This window comes from Paraburkholderia sp. MM5384-R2, from assembly GCF_014201025.1.
In the GTDB taxonomy this organism is placed as follows: Bacteria; Pseudomonadota; Gammaproteobacteria; order Burkholderiales; family Burkholderiaceae; genus Paraburkholderia; species Paraburkholderia tuberum.
On sequence record NZ_JACHDI010000004.1, the window covers coordinates 18985 to 41488 of the forward strand.

18 protein-coding genes and 1 pseudogene are annotated in these 22504 nt (G+C 58.2%); 17 read left to right on the top strand and 2 right to left on the bottom strand.

The annotated features are described in order from the left end of the window. Positions 1-11 precede the first annotated feature (11 nt). The 4 genes and pseudogenes from HDG37_RS08420 to HDG37_RS08435 all read left to right on the top strand — a co-directional run bounded on the left by HDG37_RS08420 (position 12) and on the right by HDG37_RS08435 (position 6272). Positions 12-1412 carry an MFS transporter gene (locus tag HDG37_RS08420; RefSeq protein WP_184046043.1) on the top strand — a complete coding sequence of 467 codons (1401 nt, stop codon included), beginning with the start codon at positions 12-14 and terminating at the stop codon, positions 1410-1412. A 227-nt stretch (positions 1413-1639) separates the two neighbouring features. Continuing rightward, positions 1640-2731 (top strand): porin, encoded by a 1092-nt coding sequence (locus HDG37_RS08425; protein ID WP_184046045.1) that lies wholly within the window; start codon positions 1640-1642, stop codon positions 2729-2731. Between the two features lie 367 nt (positions 2732-3098). Then, a pseudogene (locus HDG37_RS08430) lies at positions 3099-3642 on the top strand (tyrosine-type recombinase/integrase); the annotation flags it as partial. A 1211-nt stretch (positions 3643-4853) separates the two neighbouring features. Continuing rightward, positions 4854-6272, top strand: a complete 1419-nt coding sequence (locus HDG37_RS08435) for a M20 family metallopeptidase (RefSeq protein ID WP_184046047.1) — start codon at positions 4854-4856, stop codon at positions 6270-6272. A gap of 90 nt (positions 6273-6362) precedes the next feature. Here HDG37_RS08435 and HDG37_RS08440 read toward each other — a convergent pair whose 3' ends face one another. Next, positions 6363-6506: a hypothetical protein gene (locus tag HDG37_RS08440; RefSeq protein WP_184046049.1), complete on the bottom strand. Its 144-nt coding sequence runs from the start codon at positions 6504-6506 to the stop codon at positions 6363-6365. Positions 6507-7514: 1008 nt separating this feature from the next. Here HDG37_RS08440 and HDG37_RS08445 point away from each other — a divergent pair. The 6 genes from HDG37_RS08445 to HDG37_RS08470 all read left to right on the top strand — a co-directional run bounded on the left by HDG37_RS08445 (position 7515) and on the right by HDG37_RS08470 (position 13092). After that, the gene (locus tag HDG37_RS08445; protein ID WP_184046051.1) at positions 7515-7685 is read left to right on the top strand and encodes a hypothetical protein; all 171 of its coding nucleotides are present in this window, start codon (positions 7515-7517) and stop codon (positions 7683-7685) included. 150 nt (positions 7686-7835) lie between these two features. After that, entirely contained in the window at positions 7836-8063 is a 228-nt protein-coding gene (locus HDG37_RS08450) for a hypothetical protein (protein ID WP_184046053.1), read from the top strand. A 236-nt stretch (positions 8064-8299) separates the two neighbouring features. After that, entirely contained in the window at positions 8300-9034 is a 735-nt protein-coding gene (locus HDG37_RS08455; protein WP_311541208.1) for a TetR/AcrR family transcriptional regulator, read from the top strand. A 1065-nt stretch (positions 9035-10099) separates the two neighbouring features. Next, a complete protein-coding gene (gene bktB, locus HDG37_RS08460; RefSeq protein WP_184046057.1) occupies positions 10100-11290 on the top strand; it encodes a beta-ketothiolase BktB in 1191 nt (396 codons plus the stop codon). Positions 11291-11384: 94 nt separating this feature from the next. Further along, complete coding sequence (locus HDG37_RS08465) at positions 11385-12134, top strand: electron transfer flavoprotein subunit beta/FixA family protein (protein ID WP_184046059.1); 750 nt, start codon at positions 11385-11387, stop codon at positions 12132-12134. Between the two features lie 13 nt (positions 12135-12147). Next, complete coding sequence (locus HDG37_RS08470) at positions 12148-13092, top strand: electron transfer flavoprotein subunit alpha/FixB family protein (RefSeq protein WP_184046061.1); 945 nt, start codon at positions 12148-12150, stop codon at positions 13090-13092. A 71-nt stretch (positions 13093-13163) separates the two neighbouring features. On the opposite strand, the gene HDG37_RS40010 is transcribed toward HDG37_RS08470, so the two are convergent. Further along, a complete protein-coding gene (locus HDG37_RS40010) occupies positions 13164-13319 on the bottom strand; it encodes a hypothetical protein (RefSeq protein WP_184046063.1) in 156 nt (51 codons plus the stop codon). Between the two features lie 476 nt (positions 13320-13795). Here HDG37_RS40010 and paaG point away from each other — a divergent pair, with 476 nt between their 5' ends. The 7 genes from paaG (at position 13796) to HDG37_RS08510 (ending at position 22228) form a co-directional block, all read left to right on the top strand. Next, on the top strand, positions 13796-14587 hold the full coding sequence (gene paaG, locus HDG37_RS08480; RefSeq protein ID WP_184046065.1) for a 2-(1,2-epoxy-1,2-dihydrophenyl)acetyl-CoA isomerase PaaG: 792 nt from the start codon (positions 13796-13798) through the stop codon (positions 14585-14587). Between the two features lie 284 nt (positions 14588-14871). Then, positions 14872-15672 carry an IclR family transcriptional regulator gene (locus tag HDG37_RS08485; protein WP_260334364.1) on the top strand — a complete coding sequence of 267 codons (801 nt, stop codon included), beginning with the start codon at positions 14872-14874 and terminating at the stop codon, positions 15670-15672. Between the two features lie 343 nt (positions 15673-16015). Then, entirely contained in the window at positions 16016-17350 is a 1335-nt protein-coding gene (locus HDG37_RS08490; protein ID WP_184046069.1) for an MFS transporter, read from the top strand. A 466-nt stretch (positions 17351-17816) separates the two neighbouring features. Beyond that, positions 17817-18821, top strand: a complete 1005-nt coding sequence (locus tag HDG37_RS08495; RefSeq protein ID WP_221311938.1) for an aldo/keto reductase — start codon at positions 17817-17819, stop codon at positions 18819-18821. Positions 18822-18930: 109 nt separating this feature from the next. After that, positions 18931-19500, top strand: a complete 570-nt coding sequence (locus HDG37_RS08500; protein WP_184046073.1) for a DUF2889 domain-containing protein — start codon at positions 18931-18933, stop codon at positions 19498-19500. A gap of 446 nt (positions 19501-19946) precedes the next feature. Then, positions 19947-20594 carry a TetR/AcrR family transcriptional regulator gene (locus HDG37_RS08505; protein WP_260334383.1) on the top strand — a complete coding sequence of 216 codons (648 nt, stop codon included), beginning with the start codon at positions 19947-19949 and terminating at the stop codon, positions 20592-20594. Between the two features lie 680 nt (positions 20595-21274). Next, a complete protein-coding gene (locus HDG37_RS08510; protein ID WP_184046077.1) occupies positions 21275-22228 on the top strand; it encodes a D-2-hydroxyacid dehydrogenase in 954 nt (317 codons plus the stop codon). The last annotated feature ends 276 nt before the right edge of the window (positions 22229-22504 follow it).

The window sequence follows — 22504 nt, forward strand, 5'->3', positions numbered from 1 at the left end:
GGAGACACACGATGGCTGGTTCTATAGCTTCCGCCAGTTTGGGCGGAACCGTGCCGACGGGGCGCGATGATGAGATCGACAGATCCGGTACCAGCACAGCGGTGGACATCGGGGCCGTGCTCGACGACGGTCCATTCACCACATTCCAGAAGGTTATCGTCCTGCTGGCTGCGCTCGCCGTCATCTTTGATGGATGTGACACCCAGATGATCGGTTTTGCCATCCCTGTCTTGATCAAGGAATGGCACATCACGCGCAATGCATTCGCACCCATAGTAGCGGCAGGACTCGTAGGCATGGGAATTGGGAGTGCCTGTGCGGGATTGTTCGCTGACCGTTTCGGACGACGCAGGGCAGTGATCGGCAGCGTGCTCGTATTCGGGATTGCGACGGGCGCAATCGGCTTCGCCCCGAACGTCACTGTCATCGCACTGCTTCGCTTCGTGGCGGGCCTTGGCATTGGTGGTGCGGTACCGACATCTGCGACGCTGACCGCGGAGTATACGCCGCTCAGGTTCAGGACGATCGCAATTACGATCACAATCCTCTGCATACCGCTCGGAGGCATGTTCGCGGGCTTGTTTTCCAGTGTGATCCTTGGTGCGCATGGCTGGCGCGTGCTGTTCTTCACCGGAGGAGCCCTGCCGCTTATCCTGGCGGTCGTGCTGTTGTTCGCCTTGCCGGAGTCGCCGCGCTTTCTTTCGCGTCATCGGCACCGCTGGGGTGAACTGACGAAGCTCCTGGGTCGCATGGCACGGGACGTACCCGATGGTGCGACGTTTGTCGACATCAGGGAGCAGGGCGCAGAGCGACATCTGGGATTCACCGCGCTCTTTAAGGACGGCCGTGCGTCGGATACGGTGGCCATCTGGTGTGCATTTTTCATGTGCCTGCTGGCGGTCTATGCGGCCTTTAGCTGGCTGCCTACCATGCTGACCAACGAGGGCCTGTCAGTGCAGCGCGCCGGTTACGGTTTGACGTTGTATAACCTTGGCGGTGCGCTTGGTGCGCTCGCGTGCGCGGTGATCATTGCCCGTTTCGGATCACGTGTGCCACTGATCTTATGTTGCGTGGGTGCTGCCGTCAGTGTGTGGTTACTGATTACCGTGAATGTCGCGCAGCACATCACGATGACGATGATCGGGTTATTCGCACACGGGCTGTTTGTCAATGCCGTGCAGGTAGCCATGGTTGCGCTTTGCGCGCACGTCTACCCGACTGGGGTGCGCGCGACCGGCACGGCGTCGGCATTCTCCTTTGGGCGCATCGGATCGATTGTCAGCGCGTTTGCTGGTGCGGCGGTCATCACCGCAGGTGGCGCACCGTCGTATCTGGTCATGCTGGGCGGCGTGATGGTAATCGTGCTCATCGCACTTTCGGTCGTACGGCGACATATACCCCGGGTGAACTGAGGGAACCATACCGGAAAGCAAAATCGCGCTTGCCGGTAAAACACGATGGATAAAAAACCAGTCTGAGCAGACTGGTATTGTTTGATAAGGTAAGTATCTTAAATAGTAGTACATATTAAATATAGAAATCAGCGAATTGGTGTGAGGCCGTGAATAACGGGGAGCACTGTAGATACTGCCCGGACTTTGAAAACAACACAGCCTACCAGGGCTGACAGGGAGACAAGATGAAACGCTGGCATGCGCCGTTGGCGGCGCTCGGAATCGTTGCGGCACCATCGGTGTTCGCGCAAAGTTCGGTAACGCTGTACGGGATTCTGGATTCAGCAATCCAGTATGCTAACACGGGCGGAAAGACGACGGTTCGACAGGATTCCAGTTCGGTCGCGCCTACGCGCTGGGGCTTGATCGGGACAGAAGATCTCGGCGGTGGTTATGCGGCGGTATTCAAGCTGGAAAACGGCTTCAACCTGAACAACGGCACAATTTCTGGTAATGGCGCCCTTTTCAATCGGGAAGCTTGGGTCGGGATTCGTGGACCGTTCGGGCAGATACAGCTCGGCAACAACTACACTCCTCTCTTCACGACGTACGCGAGCTACTCGCTGGGTTCGCTGAATACGTTGGGCTGGGGCAACGCCGCCAATAACTACGTGTTCGTCCCGGCGGCTCGAACGGCCAATTCAGTGCGATACGTGTCGCCCACGATCGCAGGCCTGACGTTGCGTGCCTTGTACGCTCGCGGCACCAATGGTGCGAGCGGTGCGCCACCAACACTCGGGGACACGGCATCGGTGGGATTGAACTTCAAGACCGGTGCTTTTTCTGCAGATGCCGATTATTTGCAGCAACGCTTCGCGCCGACAGCATCAGTCACCGCTGCAACCGGTGTTTCGACGGGACGCTATTACCTGTTTGCCGCCAAATATACCTTCGAATATGTGACGCCTGCGGTGCTCTATGAGATTCATCGAAATGGCGGCGGCGTATCTTCCGCGATCTCCGGATCGTACGCGTCGCCGAGTCACGACTTCTACGAAGTGAATGCGTTGATACACAAGATCGGCTGGGCGTCGTCCGTTCTGGTGAGTTTTGGGCAGTACTTTCTCAAATCCAATGGTAATGGTGACTCGACTTCATATGGCTTGCGCTATGAGTATCAGCTGTCGAAGCGCACTGGTGTCTATCTTGGTTTTGCGGAAGTACGCAACCACAGCAAGGCATCGTTTACCGTCAGCAATGCGGGCGGACCGGGCATCGCTGTGGCGGCGGGTCAAAACATTACGGCTGGAATTGCGGGTATTGTCCACAAGTTCTAGTCGATGACCGTTATCGGCGTGGGCGAGGCGACAGCGGTCCGGATGGCCACGATCGATCAGACGTTTCGTCGACGTCTGGAGTGGCCATGGATGGACCGGTGTCGCAGGAGTGTCAGGGCGGGCGCGAGGGCCGCGTTTTTGATAGTAGCTCCTGCCCGCCAGCCTTGATCATGGAGCTGACGATTTCCACGGCTCCACGTGCAAACGCGTGAAACGACGGCTTGCACTGCTTCTCCTGCCTCCAGGCGGACTGCTCCATACCGCCGACTTGCGAACACTGAACGCTGATTGGCAACGCGCTATATAGGCGTATGGGGAGCAATGGAACAGCGAACCGACTTACGTAAGGTTCATTGGAGGCTCCCCAGAATGGCTGCTCACGCGTACCATCGCCAACGGGCTCGAGTGGTCGTACGGCTGGCAGGCTGCCGCCGCGCAGCGACTTCGTTTCATGCTGGATTTCGGTTGCGCGACGGGACTGCGGATCAGTGAACTGGCCAATGTGACCCTGCGAAACATCGAGGTCGACGCCGCCGGCGATCACTGGCTTCACGTGACCGGCAAAGGCGGTAAGCCGGGCGAGATGGAACCCCGCCACGCGGTTGATCGGCAGCCTGGACGACGGCGATGCCGGCATCAAGCCGCTACGGCTGCGGGAAGTCATGCGCTGGTTTTTCCGGCACACGGCGCAGATTATTGAAAGCGACCATCCGGCGCTGGCTGAGAAACTCCGTTAGGCCACGCCGCACTGGATACGGCACACGCATGCAACTCACGCTATCGCCAGGGGCGTCGAACTGAGCGCCGTGCGCGATAACCTTCGTCACGCATCGATTTCGACCACGTCAATTTACTTGCATACCGACGATGTAAAGCGGGCGCGGCAGTTCGGGCAAGCATTTACCGACTGAATTCCTTATTCCGTAACCCACGGAAAATTCTCGATCCTTATAACCTCAATGCTTATGATAGCAATTTGGCCGAATCCTGGTCAGGGGCCGAGTACTCAGGAAGAAGGCGTTCGCGTGGGTTTTGCCGCCGCGAGTCGGACGTTCGACCGCGGGCCACACCCGCCCAGTCGACGGCGCACTGAGACTGATCGTTCCGTTTAGATCTCAGCCAGTAAACAATCGTTGAACGCGCGTATGCAAATGCACAGACGATTTGACCCGGTGAGAATCGCAAATGAGCCAGCGTACTCGCTGGTAACGCTTTTTTCGATTGTCCGCACGGGCTCGTGGCCGCGACTTTTCTCTAGGATACCTCAGTGATGTCCACGTGATTTTCTTTCCATCGTGGGTCTTTTGGACGGAACAGCCATCGTGCGTTTTCGCCACCTTCTCGGCCTCATTGCGGTTGTCGTGTTGCTATCGTTCACGTTGACAGAGGTAACGCGCGTGATGACGACATCGGCACATTGACACCCGGTAAGCTGGTCGCCGGTGTCGATGCTAACATCAAGCCGTATTCGTGCATCGCGCGATCCGATTGTGTTCGCACACGCAACTGCTACTGCTTGTTGGCAACGTGGCCCGCGCTTTCCAGAATGATTTATTCCATTGGAATGGCGACACAATGAGCTGACCGGACTTTCAAGCAATCAGTACGGTATCCCGCGCCGATTCAAACGTGCGTGTAGTAGCGGGGAAAACCGTTGCTAGGCGTTCCGCTTTCGGTAATGGGCCAAAAGTCGAGACAAATTTGCGATGAAGGCCGCAAATACGCTCAAAAAGTAAGGATGTCGGGTTTTAAGATTTCACCGTCAGAGCGGCCACCGCTCTTCTACTCACAACCTGCTTCTGGAGTTTCTATGCTTATCGCCAACAGTCGCGCTGTGCGCTCTAACCTGCGAGATGTCCGGTCCGTCGAGAAGGCGGAAGAGAACCGGCGGTGGATTTCTGCTTGGGACGGCATCGCCGAAGGCTCGACCCCTTTACAGCCTGCCGGGACTCGCGCGTCGACTGGGCGTCGCAGAGCTGCTGGTGAAAGATGAATCGGGCCGTTCCGACTTAGGTAGCTTCAAAGCGTTGGGCGCTCCCATCGCTCTAGTCCGTTTGATTTTTCGTCTCTTCCCGGATGCTGCATTCGAGCGGCCAGAACCTAACGAGCAAGTGAGAATTCAATGAGTAAAGCGACTGGCAGCCGCAAATCCGCTATTGCAGCGGCGGTAGCAGAATACGATTCGGGCAAATTTCTGTCGGACCTGGACCGTCGCATAGGCTTTCGCACGGAGAGTCAGGAGTCGCATCAGGCTCCGCAACTTCACGCGTACCTCAACGAGGAAATGGTTCCGACTCTTAAGCGCCTTGGATTCACTACGAAGGTGGTGGCCAATCCCGCCGGAGTCGACGCCCCCTTCCTGCTCGCCACTCGCCACGAAGGTGATGACCTTCCGACGGTCGTGACATATGGACACGGAGACGCTGTCCGCGGTTACGATAACCAGTGGGACGAAGGCCTCGAGCCTTGGAAAATCGTCGTGAGAGGCGACCGCTGGTATGGTCGCGGTATTGCCGACAACAAAGGCCAGCATTCGGTGAACTTCACTGCCCTCGGGGCAGTGATTGGCGCTCGTGGTGGCAAGCTCGGCTACAACGTGAAGGTCATCTTTGAGACTGGCGAAGAAATCGACTCGCCCGGTCTGAATCAAGTCTGCGCGGCCGAGAAAGAGTATCTGAAGGGTGACTTGTTCCTGGCTTCGGATGGCCCGCGTGTTTCCGCCGAACGTCCGACAGTATTTCTGGGCTCCCGTGGCGAGCTGAATTTCGACCTAGAGGTCAACCTGCGCGATGGTGGTCATCACTCCGGTAACTGGGGTGGTGTGCTTCGCAACCCAGCAGTTACGCTCGCTCATGCCATCGGAACTCTCATTGACCGTGACGGAAAGATTCTCGTGGAAGGGCTACTGCCTCCGCCGATTCAATCGACTGTTCGAGAGGCGCTCTCGGACATCGAGTTGGCCACAGATGCAAACGCTCCCGCCATTGACCCCACCTGGGGCCAGCCCGGTCTGTCCTCGGCTGAGCGCGTTCTTGCCTGGAACGCCGTCGAAGTGCTCGCCTTCAAGGCGGGAAACCCGGATGCGGTCGCGAACGCGGTACCGCCAACGGCGCGCGCGCACTGCCAGCTTCGCTTCGTCGTAGGAACCGATTGGCAGAACGCTCAAAAGCACCTGGAAGAGCATCTTGCTCTGCACGGCTATGCAGACTTGGTCAAAGTCATCGTTAAGTCGGGCGTCGCAGCTAGCCGCTTAGACCTCGAGGACCCGTGGGTCGACTGGGCTCTAAAATCCATCTCGCAGTCGACGGGCAAGAAGCCCGCGCTGATTCCGAACCTGGGCGGCACTGTTCCGAACGCCATCTTCGCTCAAACACTCGGGCTGCCCACGGTATGGATTCCCCATTCGTACCCGGCATGCTCTCAACACGCGCCGAACGAGCACTTCCTTGGCTCGGTCGCGCGTGAGTCACTGGCATTGATGGCTGGCCTTTGGTGGGACCTCGGCGAGGATGCGGGCAGAATCGTGAGCGAGAAACAGTAACCTCAACGTATGCCGACTGAAGCCGGGGGTTCGAAAGAACATCCGGCTTTTTTCTTGAAGGTCGAACAAAAGCACCGGAAAAAGCCTAGGTCAAACGGAGGCGTCCTCGGCATTCGCGCACGCGGCAGCCACCGTACGAGCCTCTCGAAGTTTCTGGATTTTGCTGCTGTATCTTTCGCTGCTCTTCATATTCTCGCTATCGCTCACGTTCGCATTGCGGATGTAGATCGTCATCCCTGGATAACTTCATGCCCATGTAGCCGAGTCGACGAGCCGGTACGCTTGGACCGCCAGAGTCGCGACACGGTAATTGCCGGTGACAAAGAGGTGCAATGACGGATCGATCCGACGTCTTCCCGCTCGACCGCTAAATTTGACGTACTCTGCACCGTGTTTTGTTGTTGGGCGACCAACAAGTGCTAAGATCCGACTCTGACGATGTCTGGGCGATTAACGAAATCTGTTATACCGATCATATGCGCTGCGTCATTGAAAGTCATAGAGAAGGCGACAATGAAATTTGACACTGTGTTTGCTGTCGTACGAGTCGGCGAACACGACATATCTGCGGACTTTCGGACGTCCTCGGGGCGCTTGATCGTTGCCGATGCGTCTCAAATCATTGAAGAGTTGCGCCCCCCCGACTCCTGGTTAGCACTGGCCTCATTGAATCGCAACGACAGTTGGGGAACACGACCTACGTCGACTGAGCTCTTAACCTTCCTTGAGCGCTACGTTGCCAATCACCCCCGGTTTAGCGCGCCAAATTGTTGATTTTCGGTCGTCGCATACGAAATCGGAGCGTCTCGGGCCATCCAATTCTGCCAGATCTGCGGACGCCGGTTCAGCCTAGTGCCCGGACACCGGTGCTTTCTTCACGAAAGCGGGCCCATCTGCGCGCCGCCCCGGCCCAAGAAAGTCCGTTCCGAGCGATGCGCTCGCGATATTACCGGCGCCAGACGGGCTACGTAAAAACGTGATCGTTGACAAGCAAGCGGTGACCTGCTATCCGACAAGTAAGTGGTAGGATTGCTGCGTCGCCAGATGCCTTTGGCGAAATCGGAGGCAAGGCATATCACGGGAACGCGCCGCTTCGATGCAGGAGCACAAGCTCGCTGAAGAGTTTGGGCTGGCAGGAGACCACGTCCGTATGACACTAGAGTTGGAAAAGGCGCTGGTGAAGAAGAAAGCCTGGCCGCTTCTGGCAAACATTGCGCTGCCGTCGGGCCAATCATCCGAGATATGGGATCTGACTGGCGGCTGGCGCGCGACTTTATCGTCGTCCTCCGCATGGCGGGTTTGTTCGGCCATGCATTCGAGGCGTCTATGAGTGAGCCCGGCTGGCGCCAGATCACCTTGGATCAGGTCGAATACGATGGTCCAGCCCTCCTCAGCAACGACGGTGACATCTAATCGAGTTTCTTTTGACTGGACTGTTTGTCGCAAGATTCGTCGCGCTCGTTGGGACGGTCTGTTAGCCGCGCCCATCTCGTGAGAGCTCGTCAGGGCATTCCGTGGAAAGCGGTTAGGCTGATATTGTGCTGGTAGCCGGTGCGGAGAAACATGACCAATGTAGACAAAGCCGTCTCGTCGGCCGCATTTGGCGGCGCGGCGGACAAGGAGGAACCACTGCTGTCACACGTCGGTTCTGGCAGTGGTTCTATTTCATGGACATCGATGCGAAAAGAACTTGAGCCGAGATTGCGCCGTTCACTTGTGCGTTTCTTACCGACGAAGCCTGGCGTTGCCGATGAACAAGGCATCGTTCTATCCGCCGAACACATCGATTGACATTCTCTCCTGGGACGCCGCCTGACGCAATTTCGACGCGGTCGTGAGCCATCACGTTCGAACCACAATCGGGCAGCACAACCGTTTGGGATGCATCGCAAAGCAACTATGAATCGCCGGCGCAACCTTATTGATGGTGGACCAGTAAGTGGTACAGTTGCTGAATTATCAAGGAGCGGGACTTGGCGACAAGACGAGCGGTGCAAGGGGCTACGCGCGCACTATTGGGCGAAGCTGTGAGCAGAGATAAGGCCGAACTTTTAACGGAGTCCGGGTCTGTTGAAAACGTAAGGGCAAGGGCCGCGCCCTTAAAGGCGTCCGGGCTACCGCCGCAGCGCCGGTCGCAGGAAGAGCGGCGTTCTGAAGCAGAGGCGCGGCTTCTGGCGGCTGCGATTGAATTACTCTCGCGAAAAGGCTGGGTCGGAATGACGCTGGCAGAGATCGGTGAGGCGGCCGGCTACAGCCGGGGACTCGCGACGCATCACTTCGGCAACAAAGCCGAATTGTTGAGGGCCTTAACGACGGAAATGCATCGGTCGTTTGCGAAACAAATGCAAGCCGCGCCGCCATCGCCGACTGGCCTGCAGGCGGTGCTCGGCTACGTGCGCGTGTACTTCGGACGCAGCGATGCGCAGTGGACCAACACGCGCGCGCTTCTGCTGCTACTTGCTGAGTCCCTGCTGGAAAATTCGGACACAGTCCAGGTTGTGACTGAATGCAACCGTGAGATGTTCGAGTGGATCGAGGAAAACCTGCGGGCAGGCATTCTGCAGGGCGAAGTACGTCGCGATGTCGATCCCGCCCTGGGTGCCGAATTTATCGTGGGCGCCGTGCGAGGACTGGCGCAGCAGCGTCTGTCGCAAGGTCGGCTGGCGAGCTTACGCCGAAATAAAGAGCAGGTGGTGCAATTGATCGAGCAGGCGTTCGCGGCACCCAGCAAGCAGGCCTCAAATCCCGGGGGCAAGCGGTGACCGATGATATGCGTGACATGCTCCAGGAAGCGGCACTTCGCATCTTTGCGAATAACCTCTCAGACCTTTGAGCTGACTTCCAACGGGCCGGATGCGACAAGGCATCGCTGTCCGCGAGCAACGGAAGTGCCGGCGTGAGCTTGGTAGCCGCACGCGGGGTCTAACGGTCGCCGGCGAGCGCCCGGCGTCGGTGCGCTGGCCAAAGCGATGATTGGGCACTTGCTCGCGAATCGCGCGGGCCTGGAGATCGTGGGCTTGCCGACGATCTCACAGTCGCCGCACTCCAAACCGATCCGGCACAGCCACATCGACGAAGGTTTGCGCGTCGACGGCTCGGTCCCGCGTATTCCGTAGTGGCCTGCATGCACGCACGTCGCGTGCGTCATTGGTGCAAGTCCAGCCGCTCAGTTGATAGTTCTGGCTCGCGACTTAACAGGCGCCTCACTCGCGCTAAATTACACCTCGCCAGCGAGCCGCGCGATACCTTCCTGCTTGACGCAGTTGTCTCGTGGTCGCGGTGCCCGCGCCATTCGACGCGAATTCGCTGGTGCTGATGGCGGCGATCGCACACAGTGCGCTGCTGGCCATCGAACGCACGTTGGGCTTGGTCCGTGGATGATACGTCAACCTGCGCGTCTAGTTCCGCGGGTCGATCGGCAAGTTCCAGGCGGTCCCCGCAAAACATTCCCCGTGCTTGCCACGCAGGCCGGGGGCGGCGCGCGCCGCGGCGGAAGTCGGCCGCGAAGCAATTGACGACTGGCTGACAGAGGATGGGCCTTTCGCAACATCACTGCGATTACGCGTCGCGGGTACGGCAGAATAGGCCTTCCGATGGGCCGGACCCTTCAACTTACGGGAACTCCCTATACTTACTAATCGACCAACAAGTGATACACTCGTTTGAAAGTCGCTTGGTTGGGTTGATGCGATCTAAGCCATCAAGCCGAGCGGGGATTTCGCTACTGAACGTTCTGGAGATCGACGTCACGGGACGATGCACAGTTGGGCCGAAATTACTTTGCACTTCCACGAGGGGCGAGGTCCTTCATCATGGATGGAGTTGAAATGAGCAGAGAGGTCGTGGTTGTAAGCGGCGTGCGGACTGCTGTGGGCGAGTTTGGTGGCAGCCTGAAGGACTTTCCACCGACCGAACTCGGCGCCCGCGTGGTGCGCGAGGCGCTGTCGCGTGCGTCTGTGACGGGCGACGAAGTGGGACACGTTGTTTTCGGCAACGTCGTGCACTCCGAGCCACGCGACATGTACCTTGCGCGCGTCGCGGGGATTAACGGCGGCGTCGCACACCACACACCGGCGTTGACGGTTAACCGTCTGTGTGGCTCCGGTTTGCAGGCGATCGTCTCGGCGGCGCAGTGCATACTGCTGGGTGATGCGGAAATCGCGGTTGGTGGCGGCGCGGAAAGCATGAGCCGTGCTCCCTATGCGATGCCTGCTGCGCGGTTCGGTCAGCGCATGGGGGACACTCGTCTCATCGACATGATGATCGGCGCGCTCAACGATCCTTTCGATAACATCCACATGGGCGTGACCGCAGAGAACGTCGCGCGCAAGTTCGACATCTCGCGGGAAGAGCAGGACGCCCTTGCGCTTGAATCTCACCGCCGCGCGTCCAACGCGATAGCCAACGGTTACTTCAAAGAACAGATCCTACCTGTCACGGTCCCGTCGAAGAAGGGCGATGTTGTTTTCGATACCGACGAGCATGTGCGCCTAAATGCTTCGCCCGAGGATTTCGCCACGCTCAGGCCAGTGTTCGCAAAAGAAAACGGCACCGTGACGGCCGGCAATGCGTCTGGAATCAACGACGCTGCGGCCGCACTCGTCCTGATGGACCGCCGCGTTGCGGAGAAGCGCGGCCAGAAGCCGCTAGCGCGCCTGGTCGCCTATGCATATGCGGGCGTGGATCCAGCGTATATGGGCATTGGCCCGGTGCCAGCCACACGAAACGTGCTCCAGCGCGCCGGCTTGACTCTGAGGGATCTCGACGTAGTGGAAGCGAACGAAGCGTTCGCGGCGCAAGCATGCGCAGTCACTAAAGAACTCGGTCTCGATCCCATGAAGGTAAATCCAAACGGCTCGGGTATTTCACTCGGCCATCCGATCGGTGCGACTGGCGCGCTTATCACAGTAAAAGCGCTATACGAATTGCAGCGCATCGGCGGACGGTATGCGCTCGTCACGATGTGTATCGGTGGCGGCCAGGGGATTGCGGCAATTTTTGAACGGACGAATGCATGACACTCGACCATACCTACTTGTGATCCACCTCGATATCTTTATCGAGGCGTGTAGTGAAAACCATTGATCAGTGGTGTTAATTGGTGGCTAAAAAATGAAAGTTTTAGTTTCCGTGAAGAGAGTGTTGGACTACAACGTGAAGGTGCGCGTGAACGCCGACGGTTCGGGGGTCGATGTCGCTAATGTGAAAATGTCGATGAACCCGTTTGACGAAATCGCGATCGAAGAAGCCGTGCGCCTCAAAGAAGCGGGCGTGGCGACCGAAGTCGTCGCAGTCTCCGCGGGCGTTGCGCAGGCGCAGGAGACTCTACGCACGGCGCTGGCGATTGGCGCGGACCGCGCGATCCTTATCGAGTCGAATGAAGAGTTGCAGCCGCTGGCTGTCTCCAAGCTTTTGAAGGCGCTGGTCGACAAGGAACAACCGCAACTGGTCATCCTTGGCAAGCAGGCCGTCGATGACGATTCGAATCAAACCGGCCAAATGCTTGCCGCCTTGGCCTCATTGCCGCAGGCAACGTTCGCTTCGAAGATTACGATAAAAGCTGGCACAGCTACGGTCGCGCGCGAAGTGGACGGCGGCGCGGAAACGTTATCGCTGACGCTCCCGGCTGTTGTGACGACTGACCTTCGCCTGAACGAGCCGCGCTACGTCACGCTGCCCAACATCATGAAGGCGAAGAAGAAGCCGCTGGAAACGTTGACGCCCGAGGACCTTGGTGTTGACGTCGCGCCGCGTCTGAAAACACTGAAGGTCATTGAGCCCCCCAAGCGCAACGCAGGCGTGAAGGTGCAAGACGTGAAGACGCTGGTCGAGAAGTTGAAAATGGAAGCCAAAGTGATGTAACGAGGGAGGCAAAATGACGAATCTGGTTATTGCTGAACATGACAATCAGTCGATAAAGCCAGCGACGCTGAACACCGTAGCTGCCGCGCGAAAGATAGGCGGCGAAGTGCACTTGCTGGTCGCGGGCCACAACGCGCAGGCTGCTGCCGATGAGGCAGCAAAAATCGCAGGCGTTGCGAAGGTGATGCTGGCCGATGCGCCGCAACTCGAACAGGGTCTCGCGGAGAACGTAGAAGCGACGGTTATCGCATTTTTGCAAAATACAGCGGACACTTATTCGCACATCTTGGCTCCTGCAACGGCGGCGGGCAAGAACGTGATGCCACGTATCGCAGCGAGGCTTGATGTTGCGCAGATCAGTGACATCATCGCTGTCAATAGCGACGGCACATTCGACCGCCCGATTTACGCAGGCAACGCAATCGCAACGGTGGAATCGCAAGATCTGATCAAGGTTATCACCGTCCGCACGACGCGATTCGATGCCGTTGCGGCCCAGGGTAGCAGCGCAGCGGTTCACAAGATAGAAGCCGCGGCAGATAAAGGTGTTTCCCATCTAGTCAGCCGCGAAATCACAAAACTCGAACGTCCGGAATTGACGAGTGCAAAGATCATCGTCTCGGGTGGCCGGGGTCTAGGCAGCGGCGAGAACTACATGCAAATTCTCGAGCCGCTTGCCGACAAGCTCAACGCCGCACTCGGCGCCTCGCGCGCGGCAGTCGATGCGGGCTACGTTCCAAACGACTTTCAGGTCGGCCAGACGGGCAAGATTGTCGCACCGCAACTCTACGTTGCCGTGGGTATCTCCGGTGCCATCCAGCATCTCGCCGGCATGAAGGACTCGAAGGTGATCGTCGCGATTAACAAGGACGAAGAGGCGCCCATTTTCAGTGTGGCCGACTACGGTCTCGTCGGCGACCTGTTCGAGATCGTCCCGGAACTCACCGAAGTCGTCTGAGCGGTCGACGCTTCGTGAGTGAAGCAAGGCAAAGCAAACTGAAGGGTGGACTGATGGCCGGACGGCAAAAATCATTGCGTCGCGTCGTCGAATCGTGGCTCGGCACGCACGGCGCTGGGGACATCCGCGTCACGCGCTTTAGCGATACCCGGAGGAAGCTGTGCCGGTACGTGCGCGTGGAAGCCGCCGGAGAAAGAGGCGAACTGGCGATCCTGTTCTTCCGCCATGATGACGGCTCCTGGTGCGTCTTCCCGCCTGCGCCACGGCGCCCATTTATGGGCGCGGCACCTGAGACCCATCTTTCATTGCGGTGGACGACGACACTCGCATGGGAGCCATGACGATCAACCGGTGCGGTGGACGTCTGACTATAGCGTTTCAAACGATCCAGCATGTCTGCGAAGGCCTCTTATGGGTTCCTATTGCCGGAAAAAAAGGGTTCGACACAGGGAGTCGTGGTTGAGAGTGAAGGACTGCCGGTTGGATCACGCGAGGCACGGTGTTGGATGCGCTATCTGTTCCGCGGGCGCCATCTGCGGGAGTTTTTAGCGAAAGGAACGACAGCACCAGGCCCGCGCGGTCTGAAAATTTCGAATGACGCGTGCCGGACCTGGATGATCCACTGATCCTGCGTTAGCGAGTCGGTTGCGGCAGCAGCCAGGAGGCGCGAGCCGAAACGTGCCACCGGTAGGAAGGAGAGACCATGTCTGAAAAATCTGTGTTGTTGGGCATCGACGGCGATACGCGCATCGCGACGCTTACGCTGAATCGGCCCAACAAGCTGAACAGCTTCACCCGCCAGATGCACGAAGACTTGAATCACGCGCTCGCTCAGGTCGAGCGGAGTAATGTCAGGGCGCTCGTCATTACCGGCGCAGGGCCTGCTTTTTGCGCTGGTCAGGATCTGGCCGATCTCGACTTCACGCCCGGCAATTCGCCTGACCTCGGCGAGATCATCGAACTGCATTTCAATCCGTTGATACGCCGACTTCAGGCGTTGCCGCTTCCGGTGATCGCGGCCGTGAACGGTACCGCGGCGGGGGCGGGCGCGAGCCTGGCGATGGCCTGCGACCTCATCGTTGCCGCACGTTCTGCCAATTTCATTCAGGCTTTTATCAAGGTCGGACTAGTGCCGGACTCGGGGGGAACCTGGTTTCTGCCACGGCGCGTCGGCGATGCGCGTGCGCTCGGTCTCGCGCTGACCGGCGATAAGCTGAGCGCCGATAAGGCCGAAGAGTGGGGCATTGTCTGGCGCGTAGTGGCCGACAGCGAAGTCCATGCCTCCGCCCACGCACTTGCGGCGCAACTCGCAGAACGGCCTGCGCGCGCGGTGGCCGCCACCAAGAGGGCGATTCGTGCGAGCAGCAGCAACACGCTCGATCAACAACTCAACCTCGAACGAGATTTGCAACGCGAACTCGGCGCGTCGCCGGACCACGCGGAAGGCGTTGCTGCGTTTAAGGACAAGCGCGCGCCGCGCTTCGAGGGACTCTGATTCTCGACCGTTTTGAGCATCCTGGCAATGTCGTAATGCCCAGAGGAGCGGGGGCAAAGCCCGGCAGGCTGAAAACAAACAAGGGGCAACTGAGAGCCGCCACCGATTTGCAGTCACCTTCGACGCGCTGCCATGTCGATCACTGCCAGGCGCCCCATAGCCCGATCGACAAAATGGGACAGTCCTGGGAATCAATGAGCCTGACTTTAGTCCAGGACGGTATGGAAATGTAGCGCTTGAGAAGTTGAACGATAGTCATGTTGCAGAGCTAACAGGTGGATCCGATGAACGCCCATTGTGGACTCAATAGCGAGCGAGGAGGCGTAAGCGTCCAGACGCCGGAAACTGTCACTCACTCGCACGGCGTGCAGTCGCTCGAACGAGCAATCGCGGTTCTGAGCCTGCTGGCTAAACATCAGGTTTCGGGCATCTCACTCGCCTCAATCGTCGCCAAAACGGGGCTCGACCGTACTACGGCCTACCGGATTGCGTCATCGTTGGTTGAATCGGGCATGGCGTCACGTGGCCCGGAGAAGGAATACCGGCTCGGCATCGAAACAATGGTGTTGGGCATGGCGGCGATGCAGCGGCCGCCGCTGATCGACCGCTGCGCGCCGATGATGAAGCGGCTCGCGCGACAGTCGGGTGGGTATGTGCTGCTATGCATCCAGTCCGGCGACTACGCGCATTGCTTGCACATGGAGTCGGCAGAGCCGCAGATGCCCGAGCTTAGGTCGTATGTTGGCATGATGCGCCTGCTCGGTATTGGTATCTCCGGCGTAGCCTTGCTCGCCCGTCACGCAGATCAGTACATCCGCGAGCACTATTCGCGGCACCGTGTCGAATACCACAAGCACCAGATGACGGAGAGCAGGTTGTGCGGCTTGATCGAGCAGACTCGATCGACCGACTTCGCGTACGTCCATCCGCGCCAGATGGCGGGCGTGGGAATCTCCTTCGAGACAGGCTCGTGCGGCCTTGCTGGACTAAATGTGATGGCCCTTGCCTCGGAGTTGCCTCTTTCGCGTGCACCGGCCGTCGCCTCAATGATGCGCGAGCATCTGGCCGATCTCGTTCCAAAGTAAGGCTCGTCCCGGTGACTGTTAGTTCTAGTCTTCCGCCGTAGCGGCTTACGGCTAGATTTTTTCTCCGATCCGAACCACAAATGCACGACACGTTTTCCATGACGTTGGCGATTCGAAGCATGGGGGAGTGCCCCACAGGGAACTCTGGTTTTCCCGAGTGCACATTGTGAACAATGCCGCGACTATATGTTGTTGATCGTCGGCATTGCCCTTTGAATAGACATGGAGGACAGCGGACGTCCCGCCGGGCGTACCTCAACTTGAGGTCACGAGAATGGGCGCCCCTGTTTCGTCTTGAATGACGACTTATACAGACTATCCAAAACAATCAGCCGGAGACAACATGATTTCGCTAGCAAAGTATCCCGAGGAAAGCGCCGCGAGCGCCGCGCAGTTTCTCGATGCCGACAAAACGTACAAAAGGATCACCCGCCGTCTGATCCCGTTGTTATTCATCCTTTACCTGATGTCTAACATCGACCGCGTCAACGTCAGCATCGCGCAGCTCCAGATGAAATCCGACCTCGGTTTCACCGATGCCGTTTATGGTCTGGGCGCCAGCCTCTTTTTCGTGTCGTACGCGCTGTTCGAGTTGCCGAACACTTACATGGTGACGCGGCTCGGCGCGCTTAAGACGATCATGCTATTGACAGTTGGCTGGGGTTGCGTCTCGTCGCTCACGATGTTTGTCCGCACCCCGATTTCGTTTTACACGCTGCGTTTCCTGCTCGGCGTGTTCGAGGCGGGATTCACTCCCATCGTCGTGTACTACCTGTCGCGCTGGTATCCGCTGGAGCGTCGCTCCAAGCCGCTCGCACTGTTCTCCTCGGGAATCGTAATATCCGGAATCCTGGCTTATCCGTTATCCGGGGTAATCCTCAAGTTCATGCATGACGTGGGCGGGCTTAGCGGCTGGCAGTGGATGTTCCCGCTCGAAGGTCTGCCTTGCGTCGTGCTCGGTCTGCTTGTTCCGGTGCTACTCGATGAGTCGCCCCAAACTGCCAACTGGCTGTCTCCCAACGAAAAAACCATGATCGCCTCAATGCTCGAAGCGGGGGCGCCAGCTAAGGAGGGGCAGACGTTCGCACAGACTCTCCGTAATCCTCGCCTGTATGCGCTGATGGCCGTCTATTTCTTTTTCGCGTCCGCCATCGCGGTGCTCCACTTCTGGTTGCCGACCATCATTCGCTCGCTCGGCGTGACCGACATCGCCTTGATCGGCCTCTACTCTGCGATCCCCAGCGTAGTCTCACTCGTCGCGATGATCACGATTGGCGCGCATGCGGACCGCACTCGGCGTTTGCGCGAAAACATCGTGACATTGACGTTGGTCGGTGGCGCAGCACTTTGTCTGCTGCCGCTCGTCCCGAACTCGCTTGTGCTTTCACTCGTGTTGCTGTCTGTAGCTGGCGCAGCACTGTTCACGTTCATTCCGCTGTTTTGGGCCAGCGTGCCGGCTTGTCTGCCTGGCCCAGGCGTGGCGAACGCGATCGCGGCAGTCGCGACCATCGGCCTCCTCGGTGGAGTCGTCAGCCCTGCATCGATCGGATGGTTGAAAACCCATACGGGCAGCATGAGCGTCGGGATCTATATCTTCGGCGCCTTATTCGCCGCAGGCGGCCTGCTATATGCCAGGACGACGCGGAATGTGGCGAATTTGCGCAAGCGCGAAATCTGATGGAAAAAGTTGTAGCCGCCGCTAAGAACTGAAATGCAAATAGCCATCGGACGACGTGAGACATTCATCCCCGTGCAAATTGATGGTCGCGGTGCTGGACTCGGTCGAATTCGTCGCCAAGAGACCATCGCGGCCGACAGAAGGCAGGTTAAGGCGGAATTGCGTTCAGCGCGCAATGGTGCGCTGTCGCCCACCTTGGCGGGAGGCCAGGAGTCTTTGAACGCTCTTGTCGAACCGCCTGCGTGAAATCTATGAGAAGCGAGGTTTCGGTGGCAGTCACTTCGCCATCTGCAGCGAGGCAGATGGCGGCGGCGTTGGTCGTGCGTACGTCGCAGTTGGGACATGCTACGACGCAACGCGTATGTACATACAACCTTGCTTGGTGAACCTCAAGGCCGAAGGAGATATGCATGGATCTTCACCGCGTGGACTGTTGCAACGGATGCTTTGGGGCCCTGCAATGCTTATGAGCAACTCGAACCTGACCCATCTCGGGCAAACCGGCCTGAAGGTCTCGCGCCTATGCCTTGGGACCATGACCTTTGGCTCAAACGCCGACGAAACGGAGTCCAACTCGATCCTGGACGCGGCTGCCGATGCGGGCATCAATTTCATCGACACCGCTAATCGATATCCGAGCGACGCGTCGGACGAGCGCAAAGGAGTCACCGAGCAAATTATCGGAAGGTGGCTGAAGGGGCGCCGTGAACGTTTCATCATCACTACGAAGGCCGGCGGCCCCATGGGGCCGCTTCCTTGGGATGCCGGCACGTCGCGCAAACACATCCTCAGTGCCATCGACGCTTCGCTGGCGCGGCTCGGTACCGATTACGTCGACCTTTTTCAATTGCACCGGGACGACCCGTCCACGCCGCTCGATGAGACGCTCGAGGCACTCGACATCATCGTGCGCAGCGGGCGGGCCCACTACGTGGGTGTCTCAAACTGGAGCGCGTGGCGCATCGCCCGGGCGGTCGGACGGAGCGAGACTCTGCGCCTGGTCAAGCCCGTGACCGTTCAGCCTCGGTACAACCTGTTGTTCCGACAGTTTGAGCGGGACCTGTTGCCGATGTGCGCGGAGGAGAACCTCGCGGCGATCTGCTACAACCCCCTTGCCGGCGGCTTACTGACCGGCAAGTACCGCGACAAGTCTCAGCCCGATGCGGCGACGCGCTTCGGCGCCGGCAATACCGCAGCTTCGTACAGACAGCGGTACTGGCACGAGAGGGAGTTAGACGCCGTGAACCGCATTCTGAACGTCGCTCAGCTTGCCGGCTTGGCACCCGAACGATTGGCGGTGACATGGGTGCTTGCTCAACCTGGCGTCAGCTGCGCGATCCTGGGGGCTAGCCGTGCGGCTCAGTTGTCGGAAGTGCTGCGCGCCGGAGAAACAAAACTGGACGAGCAGGTATTGCAGCAGTTGGACACGATCACCCGGGAGTTTCGGCTCGGCGACGCACCGCCACTCTGAGTGACAATCGATCGTCGGAACGAACATGGGCAATCCAATGGCAACGACCAGCAAAATTGGCAGCTAGCAAAAAGATTCGTCGAAAGCTCGTAAGCACTTGAGGTTAAAAATGGCATTTTCCGCAGCAGTTCAACGACGAGAGATACATCGCCGTTCGATTAACATGACGGTGTATGCTCGCGATGACGGGTTGTACGACATTGAAGCACATTTAGTCGATACCAAACCATTCGCATTTCCGCTCCTCGCCCGCTCAGAGCCTTTGCCCGCGGGAGCGCCACTGCACGATCTTTCGCTGCGGGTCACGGTCAACGAACATTACGTCGTTAAAAGTATCGAAGCGTCCGCTGACGCGACGCCTTTTGATCTATGCACGGAAGCAGAATCTGCTTTGTCTCCTTTAATTGGAGAGCGCATTGCTGCCGGATGGTCGTCGATGATAAAGCAGAGGTTGCAGAGCTCTTCATGTTGCACGCATTTGCGAGAGTTGCTTATCCCGATAGGGACGGCGGCTATTCAGGGGATCAACGGACTGCGCAGGGAAGGGCAAGTCTCGGTTGATGCAAGCCAAACCAACGTGAAAATTGATAGCTGCTATGCATTTGCGCGAGACCGAGAGGTTATACGGCTTTATTGGCCGGGCGATTTCAAGCCGAAGTGCAATAAAGAAGCGGGTTAATGTCTAGCGCCGTGAGGTTAGCTTGCCGAGGCGAGCGTGACGCCGCAGACGTGTCTTTTCGGACAGTTTCAAATCGCGCAGAGTGAAAGTGCTGGATGGCAGTGTTGCCCATTTTTCCAGGGTGAGCGTATGACTTATGAAGCGATCGATTTCGGCATCGAGGACGGCATCGCATTCCTTTACTTGAACCGCCATTTACCTAAAATTCCCCCCGGTAGTAAACTTGCTGTGCGACTAGCACGTAAAGTACTGTCTGTCGTTCGGTAAGTGATAGCATGCCGATGTATTAGGGAAGTTTCCCATATCCAAGAAGGAGCCCGACCGTGGCGGAAGAACGAGTGACGCGGGGTGCGGCGCGGGTGCAATCGCAAGAAGGCGTTGATCCAAACACCCGTAGGCCCTATACAGATCTTGGTTTCCCGGGAAGCGCAGCGACAATCCCTCCGATGGCGCCCGGACGCACGGCGGGTCGCCGGTCCCAGCAAGAACGTCGTTCAGAAGCAGAGGCTCGGCTTCTAGCGGCAGCAATCGAATTACTCTCGCGTAAAGGCTGGGTGGGTATGACCTTGGCGGAGGTAGGCGAAGCAGCCGGCTATAGCCGGGGACAGGCTACGCATTATTTCGGCAATAAAGGTGCGCTGCTGCGGGCTCTTACTTCGCATCTGTATCAATCATTTGGGGAAGACATGCAAGCCGCGCCGCCGGTGCCAGCCGGCCTCCAGGCGGTGCTCAGCTATGTCCGCGTGTACTTCGAGCGCAGCGATCGGAAGTGGACGAATGCACGCGCAATTCTCCTCTTGCACGCGGAGGCATTGCTGGAGAACTCCGATACTGCCCAGGTGGTAGCCGAGTACCAGCGGGAGATTTTCATCTGGGTAGTGGAGAACTTGCGGATAGGCGTCGAGCAAGGCGATGTGCGGCCTGATGTTGACCCCACGCTGGGCGCTGAATTCGTCGTCGGCGCCGTGCGGGGACTGGCGCAACAGCGTCTCTCGCGTGGTCCGGTCGAAAACATACATGGAGTATCGGATCAGGTGGTTCAATTGATCGAACACGCATTTGCGGCGGACAGCGCCCGCGACCCTCGTCGATGAACGATGTCTTGCGCGACGTGCATAACCAACACAAACCCCCAGAGCGCCTCTTTACTGGTCAGCTTTCGACATGGTTCGCTGCCGTGACCAAGCGCGCATGCGCCCGCTCGGCTAATCTCGGGTATCTGCCGAAGCAGCTTCTGAATCCCTCCGCGCTGCAACCTCTGCCCTAATCGGCCGCGGCTCCTTTTGCCCTGAAGCGATGAATAACCACACGGTGGTCAATCGAACACGTCTTTAGCGGACTGATCTTCCGACTATAGCGGTGTCTCCCTCGAATTCCGTTCACCTCTGCCGTACCGTGCCGGCGGGCGGCACACCTGCTCGCTTGTAAACGCGTGCGCGGCCCATGGCATTCCCCGTTTTAGATCTTCTGCGCCGATTGTTGCTCGCGGCACGGTGACGCCTGTGTCCCATAAAAATGAGCAATCAGTCCAAAAGTAACTTGTTATCTGACCAACAAGATGTAGAATTAAAGTGTACCCACGAGGTGCGAACAAAGGCGAGCGCGGCAAGACGGCTTCACGCGATCAGTCGGTCCATCGCGCTCCGCTACGAGTAGCCCGTCGTCTTGCAATTGGAGCGACACAGGCGGCGATGCCGCATTATTCGTTTTTTCATGCTGGCGACTCGCGACACGCTCAGGCGAAATCCAATCACCGTACTCCGGCACTATTCCCATGAAGATTGTATTCCTGGATCGTTCGACCATCTCCGTGCAGACGACACTCAAAGCACTGCCGTTTCCCCACGAGCTTGTTCTCCACACTGAGACGGCCGAGGAGGACGTTGCAAGCCGTATCGCTGATGCTGATGTGGTGATTACCAACAAAGTGAAGCTCAGCGGTCAGGTGCTGGAGACAACAACGAAGCTCAAGCTTATTGCCGTTGCGGCGACCGGCACTGATAACGTTGACCTCAAGGCGTGCGCGGCACGAGGCATTGTTGTCTGCAATATCCGGAACTATGCCGTTCACACGGTGCCGGAACACACATTTGCCCTGATCTTCGCGCTCCGACGGAGCTTAATGGCGTACCACGATGCAGTGCGGAATGGGCGCTGGCAGGAAGCCGGGACGTTCTGTTTCTTCGACTATCCCATTAAAGACCTGCATGGCTCGGCGCTGGGCATTATCGGCGATGGGGTTCTGGGTCAGTCGGTTGCTGCCTTGGCCCGAGCGCTTGGGATGCAACCGCTTTTCTCCACGTACAGAGGCCGCAACGACATGGGTCCCCTGTACACGCCATTCGAAGAAGTCCTTCGTCGAAGTGACATCATCACTTTGCACTGCCCGCTGACTCCTCAGACGCGCAACCTTATCGATGCAGCGGAATTCGACATGATGGAGAAGCGTCCGCTGCTCATCAATACGGCACGCGGCGGCCTGGTGAACGAGTCCGCGCTTGTGACCGCCATTAAAACCCGAAAGGTAGCTGGGGCGGGCTTCGACGTTGCCACGCAAGAGCCCCCGGGTGAAAACCATCCCTTCCACCAGTTGAAGGACGAACCCAATTTCATCATCACCCCTCACGTCGCTTGGGCCAGTGACGAGGCAGTGCAAGGCTTGACCGACCAACTCTTCGACAACATATCCGCGTTCGTTCAGGGAAGCCCCCGCAACGTAGTGATTTGACCAACGAGCTGCCGCACAAATGCACTACGCGTTTTCCATGTCGTTTGTGATTCGAGGCATATGGCGGATGCATTCCAGGCGGCTCTGGTTTCCCTGAGTGCACATTGTGAACAACGCCGCGACTACATGTTGTTGATAGTCGGCATTGCAGTTTGAATAGAACATGGAGTACCGCGGACGTTTCGCCTGGCGTACTTCAACTTGAGGTCAGGAGGATGGGCGTCTGGAAGCGAACTTTCGGTGACAGTCACTTCCCTCGTCCGCAACGCAAGGTGG

Excerpts from the sequence above, each read along its gene's own strand:
- HDG37_RS08445 (WP_184046051.1), top strand. The coding sequence starts at position 7,515 with ATGGGATCTGACTGGCGGCTGGCGCGCGACTTTATCGTCGTCCTCCGC.
- HDG37_RS08440 (WP_184046049.1), bottom strand. The coding sequence starts at position 6,506 with ATGACGATCTACATCCGCAATGCGAACGTGAGCGATAGCGAGAATATG.
- HDG37_RS08495 (WP_221311938.1), top strand. The coding sequence starts at position 17,817 with ATGAGCAACTCGAACCTGACCCATCTCGGGCAAACCGGCCTGAAGGTC.
- HDG37_RS40010 (WP_184046063.1), bottom strand. The coding sequence starts at position 13,319 with ATGGCGGAAGAACAGGATCGCCAGTTCGCCTCTTTCTCCGGCGGCTTC.
- HDG37_RS08500 (WP_184046073.1), top strand. The coding sequence starts at position 18,931 with ATGGCATTTTCCGCAGCAGTTCAACGACGAGAGATACATCGCCGTTCG.
- HDG37_RS08425 (WP_184046045.1), top strand. The coding sequence starts at position 1,640 with ATGAAACGCTGGCATGCGCCGTTGGCGGCGCTCGGAATCGTTGCGGCA.
- HDG37_RS08505 (WP_260334383.1), top strand. The coding sequence starts at position 19,947 with ATGGCGCCCGGACGCACGGCGGGTCGCCGGTCCCAGCAAGAACGTCGT.
- HDG37_RS08420 (WP_184046043.1), top strand. The coding sequence starts at position 12 with ATGGCTGGTTCTATAGCTTCCGCCAGTTTGGGCGGAACCGTGCCGACG.
- HDG37_RS08510 (WP_184046077.1), top strand. The coding sequence starts at position 21,275 with ATGAAGATTGTATTCCTGGATCGTTCGACCATCTCCGTGCAGACGACA.
- HDG37_RS08490 (WP_184046069.1), top strand. The coding sequence starts at position 16,016 with ATGATTTCGCTAGCAAAGTATCCCGAGGAAAGCGCCGCGAGCGCCGCG.
- HDG37_RS08450 (WP_184046053.1), top strand. The coding sequence starts at position 7,836 with ATGACCAATGTAGACAAAGCCGTCTCGTCGGCCGCATTTGGCGGCGCG.
- paaG (WP_184046065.1), top strand. The coding sequence starts at position 13,796 with ATGTCTGAAAAATCTGTGTTGTTGGGCATCGACGGCGATACGCGCATC.
- bktB (WP_184046057.1), top strand. The coding sequence starts at position 10,100 with ATGAGCAGAGAGGTCGTGGTTGTAAGCGGCGTGCGGACTGCTGTGGGC.
- HDG37_RS08485 (WP_260334364.1), top strand. The coding sequence starts at position 14,872 with ATGAACGCCCATTGTGGACTCAATAGCGAGCGAGGAGGCGTAAGCGTC.
- HDG37_RS08465 (WP_184046059.1), top strand. The coding sequence starts at position 11,385 with ATGAAAGTTTTAGTTTCCGTGAAGAGAGTGTTGGACTACAACGTGAAG.
- HDG37_RS08470 (WP_184046061.1), top strand. The coding sequence starts at position 12,148 with ATGACGAATCTGGTTATTGCTGAACATGACAATCAGTCGATAAAGCCA.
- HDG37_RS08435 (WP_184046047.1), top strand. The coding sequence starts at position 4,854 with ATGAGTAAAGCGACTGGCAGCCGCAAATCCGCTATTGCAGCGGCGGTA.